The following is an 8,588-nucleotide window of genomic DNA, read 5'->3' as shown; positions in this document are numbered from 1 at the left end:
GCCTGTTACGTTTTTTCTGAGGCTTGCAAAAATGCAGTTGTCGCCTGCTACAGTTCCCAAAATTTCGTTCAAATTAAGGCTGTCCAATGCGTTTGCTACGGAATTTGCCTGTCCGCTGAAAGTTTTTATTACGACTGTGGAATCGTTCCATTCAATGCTGACATAACCGCGCATAAAGTCTTGAACAAAAATCTCTTCGCTTTCGCCGCGGTCGTCTTCTCCAGGAAGAGTGTAGACATAGCCTGCGTGGCCGTCGCTCACTTTGCCGACTTTTAAAAGCTTTAGGTCGCGGGAAAGTGTGGCCTGAGTAAGCTCATAGCCTTCGTTTGTCAAAAGTCCAAGAAGCTCTTCCTGGCTTTTAATTCTGTTGTTTTTTATAAATTTTTTTATGGCCTTGAGCCTTGAGGTCCGTTCTTTCAAAATATTGTCCTTCGCATATTGTTACACAAAAAAAGGCAGTTTTTGCGAAAATCATCCAGTTTTTATGCATAAATTATGTATAAAAATACAAAAAGTGTCAAATAGAAGAAAATATGTTCCGTATCGTCGCAGGCCCTGTTCAAAAAAAATACAGAATTATACAGGCCTTGTTTTATATTTTTTTATTTTGCTGTAATATGATTTTATGGTAATTGTTCTTAAAAATGATGTCAGCGAAAACGAAAAAAAGAATATAAAAGCTCTCTTAAAGTCTAGAAATTTTAAGATTAACGAGGTTAAAGGTGATGAATCTACGATTCTTGCGGCGGTTGGACGGCTTGCCATGGATATTCGTGAAGTGGAAGTGCTTCCGGGTGTTGCAAAAGTTGTGCCGATTTCAAAACCGTACAAACTTGCAAGCCGTGAATTTAAGCCGGAAAACACAGTCGTAGAAATTCCAAACAATCGCGGCCAGATTATAAGAATCGGCGGAAGCAGGCTTGTTTCTATTGCAGGGCCTTGCGCTGTCGAAAGCCGGGAGCAGATGCTTGAAGCGGCCGCGGCAGTCAGTGCAAGCGGTGCCGTTATGCTTCGCGGAGGAGCCTATAAACCGCGGACTTCGCCTTATGCTTTTCAGGGGCTTGGAGAAGAAGGCTTAAAATACTTAAAAGAAGCCGGGGAAAAATACGGGCTTCCAGTTGTTACAGAAATTGTCGATGCGGAGTATATTCCAGTTATGGAAAGTAACGGGGTCGATGTCTATCAAGTTGGCGCGCGCAATATGCAGAATTTCGAGCTTTTAAAAAGGCTTGGAAAACTTGGAAAACCTGTTATTTTAAAGCGCGGTCTTTGCGCTACAATCCAGGAATGGCTTATGTCTGCCGAATATCTGCTTTCTAGTGGAACGGACAAGGTTATTTTGTGCGAACGAGGAATCCGCACTTACGAGACTGCTACGCGCAACACCTTGGATTTAAGCTCAATACCAGTATTAAGAAGCCTTACGCATCTTCCTGTGATTGTCGATCCTAGCCATGCGGTTGGTGTCCGCGATAAAATTCCTCCTATGGCTCTTGCCGCTGTCGCTGCCGGCGCAGACGGGATTATTGTCGAAGTTCACTGCCACCCAGAACAGGCTCTCTCAGATGCGGCCCAGGCTCTTTATCCAGAGCAGTTTGAAAAAATAATGCGCGATGTAGAAGCCCTTGCTCCTGTAATCGGAAAACAAGTTGCCCATATCCGCGCAGAAGAAAAAACAGAGCCACAGTCATTGCATGGTGAACAAAATAAAGCTTCCAAACGCGTGCTCTGCGCTTTTTCCGGAAAAAAAGGCGCTTATGCAGAACAGGCGATCTTTAATTATTTTGAAGATTTGGCTGAGCCTGTCGAAGCTGATTCGTTTGACGAGATTTTTCAGGAAGTAGTTGACGGCAAAGTTCAGTACGGAATGATTCCTATAGAAAACTCAACTGCCGGTTCTGTTTACAACAATTATGACAACCTTACGCGCTATGAAGACATTTCGATTGTCGGTGCGGTTACAATCCGGGTTGAGCACAGCCTTTTAGCTCCGGAAGGCGCGACCCTCGAATCAGTCAGGCATGTCTACAGTCATCCGCAGGGACTTGCCCAATGTTCTAATTTTATAAAAAAATATGGATATAAGACGGTGGATACTGTTTCTACGGCGACAGGAGCGGAGCTTGTAAGCGAAAAAAAAGACATTTCATGCGCGGCTATCGCAAATGCGCGCAATGCAAAGCTGTACGGCTTAAAAGTTCTTCGCCAGGGAATCGAAAACGACCCGAATAATTACACCCGCTTTGTAATAATCGCCGCAAATCATACAAAAAATTCTCCTAAATTATTGGGAGAGCAAAAGCCAAACCGCGCAACTTTGATGTTCTCGACAAAAAATGAAGCCGGCGCTCTCTACGATACTTTGGGCGTGTTTAAAAATGCAAAATTGAGCATGAACCGGCTTGAGTCGCGCCCGATTGCAGGAAAACCGTGGAAATACTGGTTTTACAGCGATGTGGTTATTCCTTCTGATGTAAAAAATCCGGTAAAATATATCGACGATTTTATAAATGTCTTAAAGTCGAATGCGGAAGACATAAGGCTTTTGGGCGTTTATTATGAATAAATTCAAATTTATTTAAGTAAAAACGGTCAGTTTGACAAAAAATAGAGGTAATAATATGGAAAAATTTGTTCTTTCAGTTCTTGTTGAAGATAAATCCGGCGTTTTGAGCCGTGTCTCTGGTCTTTTTAGCCGCCGCGGATTCAATATTGCGTCTCTTACGGTTTGCGAAACCCATAATCCGGAACAGTCAAGAATGACAATTGTCGTTGCAGGCGACGAGTATGTGCTTGAGCAGATTGAAAAACAGCTTTCAAAGCTTGTTGAAGTGATTTCGATCAGCCACTGCAAAAAAGAAGAAACCTGCGAACGCGAAATGGCGTTGATAAAAGTAAAGGCGACCGGAACTGAACGCGCTGTAATAATCGAGACTTGTCAGATTTTCCGTGCGCATATTGTAGACGTTTCTTTCAATTCTGTAATTGTAGAAGCAACAGGAAGCGAAGAAAAAATCGAAAGCCTTATCCGCCTTCTTGAGCCTTACGGAATTCTTGAGCTTGTAAAAACAGGCCTTGCCGCGATGGAACGTGGCGAAAAAGTAATGAAGTAATGATAAAAAAAATTATATTCTGGACTTTATTCTGCGCTCTTGCCGCTTCGTGTTCTCAAAAAACTGATTTTAACTTGCAGATTCCTGACGGAACCGAAATAGAAGAAAGTCCGGTTATAAAAAAAACTTCTCACAAAAACGACTTTTATATTTTTGAAGAAAGCCAGCAGGAACGGATTGATTTGTTCCGCGGAATGCAGGGCTGCGCGGCAGTCTGTATAAAGCTTAAGGTCGAAAAAACTTCCCGCAAAAAAGACGGAAGCCCAAATATTGCAAGCCTTGGTTTTATATATAAAACTGATTTTAATGGAAAGACTTCTGTTGGTTTTCCTCTTTCTTCACGGTCGCTTATAAATTTTAGTTTTGATGATTTTGAAGGGCAGTGCGTAGAAATTGTTTATTCTCTTGAGCGCGGAAAAGAATGTCCTGCCGGTTTTTTTGTTGATTTGGCCAGTTCAAAAGCAAAGTATTCTGTCGTTTCGGTGCAGGTTGCGCAAGCGTCCGTCGGCTTTGATTATTCTCAGGATTGTGAGCGCTATGCCTTTGCTCCGAATGGCGGAAACCTTGTAAAAGGTGCTAAAAAGATTGATTTTTCTGCGCTCGCAATGTGCTTTTCCCCGGTAAATTCAGAAAAAGCCCTTATGCCAAAAATTTGCTTTTCATTTAGCCATGATGCAGACAGCGTAAAATTTACTTCTGGAGGCGAGCGCTTTACAGTCCGCAACGGCGGTTCTGGATATATTGATGTTCCTGTGGCGGCCTTAAAATCTCCTTTTTCGGAACTGGAAATAACTGAAAACGCAGAGCAGATAAAAAGCGTTATGGCTGTTCCCAGCGACTGGAATCTTCTTGAAAACTCTTCAGCCCTTGTTTCTTCTCCTGTTAATCCGATAAAAGTTGATCCAGGGCTTATAATGCAGTGGCCGCAAAAAAACTGGCGCGGCAACGATTACGAGCTTTTTGAATGGGACAGGTTTTCAAGCATACTTTTTTTTGATACTGCAAATTACTCTGTTCAAAACGACTTTTTCCGCCGGCTTGCTTTTTTTGTAGAAAAACAGGGCTTTAAGGGAAAACTTTTATCAGATGCGGAGCTTGAAGGCAAACACGGCTACAATGCGCATGACTACAGGGCCTACGATTTGGCGTGCTTCTTTGAAAAAGCCAGAGCCGAAAATTTTCCTTTGAATAAAAAAGAGCTTCTTTTGCGCGAAATCCTCCTCAAAAACTCAATTATCGTTCAAAACGAAGACGGAAGTTTTTCTGAAGGACGAGGCGCTGTAATTTCAATCAGCCAGGAAAGCCCTCTTTATTTGAGGACAACTTTTGTCGCGCATGAAGGCTGGCACGGAATATTTTTTGTTGACGAAGATTTCCGCAATGCAGTTTCGAGCGTTTTTTATTCGCTTCAAATGGCAGATCCAAAAGCGATTGATTTTCTTATAAAGTATTTTAAGGTTACGCCTTCGCTTAATTATGACACCGAAGACGAGTATCTTCTAAAAAACGAATTTATGGCTTATATGCTTCAGCGTCCGGTTTCTGTTTGCGAAAAATATTTTACAGACATGGCATCCCGCTCTCATTCCCAGACTTTTATAAAAGAAGAAGCTGACTATATAATTGAAACAAAGGCGGCAGGTTTTTCCGGCTCGGCTCAAATGCTTGAAGATTACGTAAAACGCCGCTGGAATCTTTCCGCCGGACGCGTTTGGCTTTTAAGCCGCTAGATGTCAATATTGAACGAGCGTTCTGCGGCAACTGTCGTTATAGGCCCGTGCCCCGGCATNNGAGAATTTTCTGCTCAATTCCGCGCTTTAAAATCATCTTTGAGTAATTTGAATTTGTTTCTCCGATTGTCCCGGCTCCTATTACATCTCCAGAAAAAAGCACAGTTCCGATTTTGTAGACAATCGAGTCTGGAGAATGTCCAGGCACAGGAAAATATTCAATTTCGAGGCCGGCAAGGTTCAGTCTTCCTTCGCCGTGGATTACCTTTGTCTGGATTCCAAAAATATTGGATTCGGCGGCATAAACGTCTGCGTCATAAATCTTTAAAAAGGTTTTTAGCCCGCGCAGCTGGTCTTCGTGGTTGTGGGTAACCAAAACTGCGACAGGCCTGTAATGGTTGTCCTCAAGCTGGTTTATCATCTCCTTTGTAATTTTTCCAGGATCGATGATTACGGCTTCGGAGGTCTTTTCGTTTACAACAGCATAGCAGTTTGAAAAGCTGTCAATGTTCAGGTGAAAGTAGATTTTCATTTAGTTTGCTCCTGTATTCGTCAGAGGATTTTCCTCGGCATCACCTGTAAAAAGCGCGCTTCCTCGCTTGTCAAAAATTGCCTCGTTTGTGTTTGAAAGCTTGAATGAAACGTTGTTTGTCTGGACTTCAAAAAAAACTGTTTTTTTAATGTTGCAGTTTCTTATGGAAGTGTCCACCAAATGGGAGCGTATAAAACGGCTGTTGTACAAATCAGAATCATCAAAAGAAGACTGGTAGCTTGAAAGTCCGTTAAAATTGTCCTGGATTAAATCAGAGCCAGTAAAAAGCACGTGAATGAGTTTTGTTCCGGCGAAAGAACAGAACTGCATGTTGCTTTGAATCAGATTGCAATCCGTAAAAACTGTAAAGTCGAATTTGCACATTCTGCAGTGGATTTTTACGCAGTCCAGTTCAGAAAAAAAACAGTGGGAAAAATCGCAGCCGTAAAAGCGGTGCCCACTCAACGCAGATTTTGAAAACGTTATTCCTGAACAGTTAAGGCCGACAATTTTCTGGTTTTTGGAAATGTATTTGAGAAGGTCGTTTTTTGCTTTTTCAGGCTCTTTTGTATGCCTGTAGCAGAACTGAGAATTTTCGATTAAGTTTCCGTTTTCGTCGATGCAAGAAATTGAATTGCGCTTGCAGCCAGGATGTGCGCATGGATTATTTAAAAACATAAATCAATTGTATGGGATTGAATGATTTTTATCAAATATTTAAACTGTATTTATGTGCAGAAAATGTGGAAAACAAATTGAAATTTCAGAAATTTATAGAAATACAGTCTGCCCTGTTTGCGGCGCGGATTTGCACAGTTGCATAAACTGCCGTTTTTATTCGCCGGAAAGTCATTTTGGCTGCAAAGAAACGGTTGAAGAGCTTGTTGCGGACAAGGAGCGTTCTAATTTTTGCGAGCATTTTTCTGTAAATAAAGGCGGTTTTGCAGGAGCCGGCAGTTTTTCTCAAAAGTCCCAGGAAGCGCGTTCTGCCTTTAACTCTCTTTTTGGAAACTAAAAATGAATTCTGATTTTTGTTGCGCCGATTTTGCTTTTTTAGACTCTGGAACAGGCGGAATTCCGTATATGCTTGCATTAAAGCAAAAGCAGCCGTCCGCCCGGTGTGTTTACCTCGGAGATACAAAGCATTTTCCTTACGGCGAAAAATCTGTTGAAGAAATTGCTGAATGCGCGTCGGAATCGATTTCTCTTATTGTAAAAAAATGGAATCCGCGCGCTTTAATAATCGCCTGCAATACGATTTCTGTAACTGCGCTAGAAAGGCTGCGTTCTCTTTTTCCTAAATTGCCGATTGTAGGAACAGTTCCGGCAATAAAACTTGCGGCAAGGCTTACACTGAATAAAAAGATCGGCTTTTTAGCGACAAACGCTTCGGTCAATTCTCCTTATAGCAAAAAGCTGATTGATGATTTTGCGGATAATTGCCAGGTTTATTGCCGTGGAGATCCGGAGCTTGTGCGTTTTATCGAAAAGGATTTTTTTACGGCCTCTATTGAACAGAAAAAAAATGCGGTAAAGCCTGCGGTTGATTTTTTTGCCTCAAAAGGCTGCGATGTAATAGTGCTTGGATGCACTCACTTTACTCATATAGCAGATATAATGCAGCTTGCCGCCGGAAACAATGTAAAAGTTATCGACAGCAGGGAAGGGGTTTCCAGGCAGGCAATCCGCGTCGAAAGCGAAGGTTCTTCTAAAAAAACAGAGTATCTTTCTGAGCCTTTTAAGGATATGTCTTTTTTTGCAACCGCCGCTAATCCTAAGGAAGAAAAAGAATATAAACTGCTTTGCAAAAGGCTTGATATTCCCTGGGGCGGAATTGTCCAATAAAAAAACGGCTTACGGGCATGCGGAAAGCAGACCTGTAAGCCGTTGCGTTGCTCAGGAAGCTAATAAGCTATTGAAGTTTTTTTGCAATTTCGTCTATAAAGTCCCATGAGTTTACTATGCGTTCTGCTTTTGGCTCTGCAAGAAGAGCCAGGTCTCCAGTCATTGTTCCGCTTTCGATTACGTCGAGAGTGGCTTTTTCGAGTTTTTTTGCAAAGTCTGCCAGATCCTGGGTTCCGTCGAGCTCGCCGCGTTTTTTGAGCGCTCCTGTCCAGGCAAAGATTGTCGCAACTGGGTTTGTAGAAGTTTTTTCGCCTTTGAGATAGCGGTAATAGTGCCTTTGAACAGTTCCGTGGCTTGCCTCGTATTCAAACTCGCCGTTTGGAGAAACAAGGACTGAGGTCATCATTGCAAGGCTTCCGCATGCAGAGGCAATCATGTCGCTCATAACGTCGCCGTCATAGTTTTTGCATGCCCACAAGAATCCGCCCTTTGACTTCATTACGCGCGCAACAGCGTCGTCAATCAGAGTGTAAAAATATTCAATTCCAGCTTTCTCGAACTTTTCTTTAAATTCTTCGTCATAGACTTTCTGGAAGATTGCCTTGAAGTTGCCGTCGTAGATTTTAGAAATAGTGTCCTTTGTTCCGAGCCAGCAGTCGATTTTTTGATCGAGGGCATAGTTAAAGCAGCAGCGGGCAAAGCTTTCGATTGAAGAATCAAGGTTGTGCATTCCCTGAAGAACGCCAGGNNATTGTTTTTCTTATTTCTTTTCCATCTTCGCCGGTAAATACAAGCTCCGCTTTTCCTGCGCATGGAGTCTTGATTTCGCAGTTTTTGTAGACATCGCCATAGCCATGGCGGCCGAGGACAATTGGCTTTTCCCAGCTTGACACGTTGCAGTGAATGTTTTTTACAAAAATAGGCGCGCGGAAAATTGTTCCGTCAAGCTCTCCGCGCAAAATTCCGTTTGGAGAAGGAGTGAGCCGCTTTAAATGGTATTCTTCCATTCTGGCAGCGTTGGAAGTGATTGTAGCGCATTTCACGCCGACACGAAGCCGTTTGATTGCATTTGCCGCATCGTAAGTTACTTTGTCGTCTGTTTCGTCGCGGTTTTTAAGGCCCAAGTCGTAATATTCGGTCTTGAGATCAACAAAAGGTTCCAAAAGTTTTTCTTTGATTACAGCCCAAAGCACGCGAGTCATCTCGTCGCCGTCGAGCTCCGCAATTGCGTTTTTCATCTGTATTTTAGACATAGCACACCTCAAATTCTATTAAACTGATTATATAGAAAAATAAAATCTCTGAAAATAAGCAACGCAAAAAAAATGGCGGGGATTGCGGGGGCGCGTATGGGATTATCGGGTCAAG

General features: G+C 42.6%; 8 protein-coding genes and 1 pseudogene. 5 read left to right on the top strand and 4 right to left on the bottom strand.

Annotated features, from left to right (window positions below):
* A partial coding sequence (locus tag B3Y13_RS05965; protein WP_296693294.1) for an arginine repressor occupies positions 1 to 420 on the bottom strand: 420 nt, incomplete at its 3' end.
* A gap of 205 nt (positions 421 to 625) precedes the next feature.
* On the opposite strand from B3Y13_RS05965, the gene aroF reads away from it, so the two are divergent.
* From aroF to B3Y13_RS05950, 3 genes are read left to right on the top strand one after another with little or no spacing between them, the layout of a single operon-like run.
* The gene (aroF, locus tag B3Y13_RS05960) at positions 626 to 2,566 is read left to right on the top strand and encodes a 3-deoxy-7-phosphoheptulonate synthase (RefSeq protein WP_296668925.1); all 1,941 of its coding nucleotides are present in this window, start codon (positions 626 to 628) and stop codon (positions 2,564 to 2,566) included.
* 55 nt (positions 2,567 to 2,621) lie between these two features.
* Positions 2,622 to 3,113 carry an acetolactate synthase small subunit gene (gene ilvN / locus B3Y13_RS05955; RefSeq protein ID WP_288517301.1) on the top strand — a complete coding sequence of 164 codons (492 nt, stop codon included), beginning with the start codon at positions 2,622 to 2,624 and terminating at the stop codon, positions 3,111 to 3,113.
* A complete protein-coding gene (locus tag B3Y13_RS05950) occupies positions 3,113 to 4,843 on the top strand; it encodes a hypothetical protein (RefSeq protein ID WP_296668929.1) in 1,731 nt (576 codons plus the stop codon). The genes ilvN and B3Y13_RS05950 overlap by 1 nt, the downstream gene beginning before the upstream one ends.
* Positions 4,844 to 4,880: 37 nt before the next feature.
* Here B3Y13_RS05950 and B3Y13_RS05945 read toward each other — a convergent pair whose 3' ends face one another.
* Both B3Y13_RS05945 and B3Y13_RS05940 read right to left on the bottom strand, forming a co-directional pair.
* Positions 4,881 to 5,375 carry an MBL fold metallo-hydrolase gene (locus tag B3Y13_RS05945; RefSeq protein ID WP_296693290.1) on the bottom strand — a complete coding sequence of 165 codons (495 nt, stop codon included), beginning with the start codon at positions 5,373 to 5,375 and terminating at the stop codon, positions 4,881 to 4,883.
* The gene (locus B3Y13_RS05940) at positions 5,376 to 6,053 is read right to left on the bottom strand and encodes a pentapeptide repeat-containing protein (protein WP_296668933.1); all 678 of its coding nucleotides are present in this window, start codon (positions 6,051 to 6,053) and stop codon (positions 5,376 to 5,378) included.
* Positions 6,054 to 6,105: 52 nt separating this feature from the next.
* On the opposite strand from B3Y13_RS05940, the gene B3Y13_RS05935 reads away from it, so the two are divergent.
* Positions 6,106 to 6,390, top strand: a complete 285-nt coding sequence (locus B3Y13_RS05935; protein ID WP_296668935.1) for a hypothetical protein — start codon at positions 6,106 to 6,108, stop codon at positions 6,388 to 6,390.
* A 2-nt stretch (positions 6,391 to 6,392) separates the two neighbouring features.
* The gene (murI, locus tag B3Y13_RS05930) at positions 6,393 to 7,220 is read left to right on the top strand and encodes a glutamate racemase (protein WP_296668937.1); all 828 of its coding nucleotides are present in this window, start codon (positions 6,393 to 6,395) and stop codon (positions 7,218 to 7,220) included.
* 67 nt (positions 7,221 to 7,287) lie between these two features.
* Here the strand turns inward: murI and B3Y13_RS05925 are convergent.
* Positions 7,288 to 8,473, bottom strand: a pseudogene (locus B3Y13_RS05925) (NADP-dependent isocitrate dehydrogenase).
* Positions 8,474 to 8,588: the final 115 nt, after the last annotated feature.

Origin of the sequence: Treponema sp. UBA7567, assembly GCF_002476655.1 — a bacterium.
GTDB lineage: Bacteria > Spirochaetota > Spirochaetia > Treponematales > Treponemataceae > Treponema_D.
Note: the sequence above shows the minus strand (reverse complement) of the source record. Positions and strands in the feature narration are given on the sequence as shown.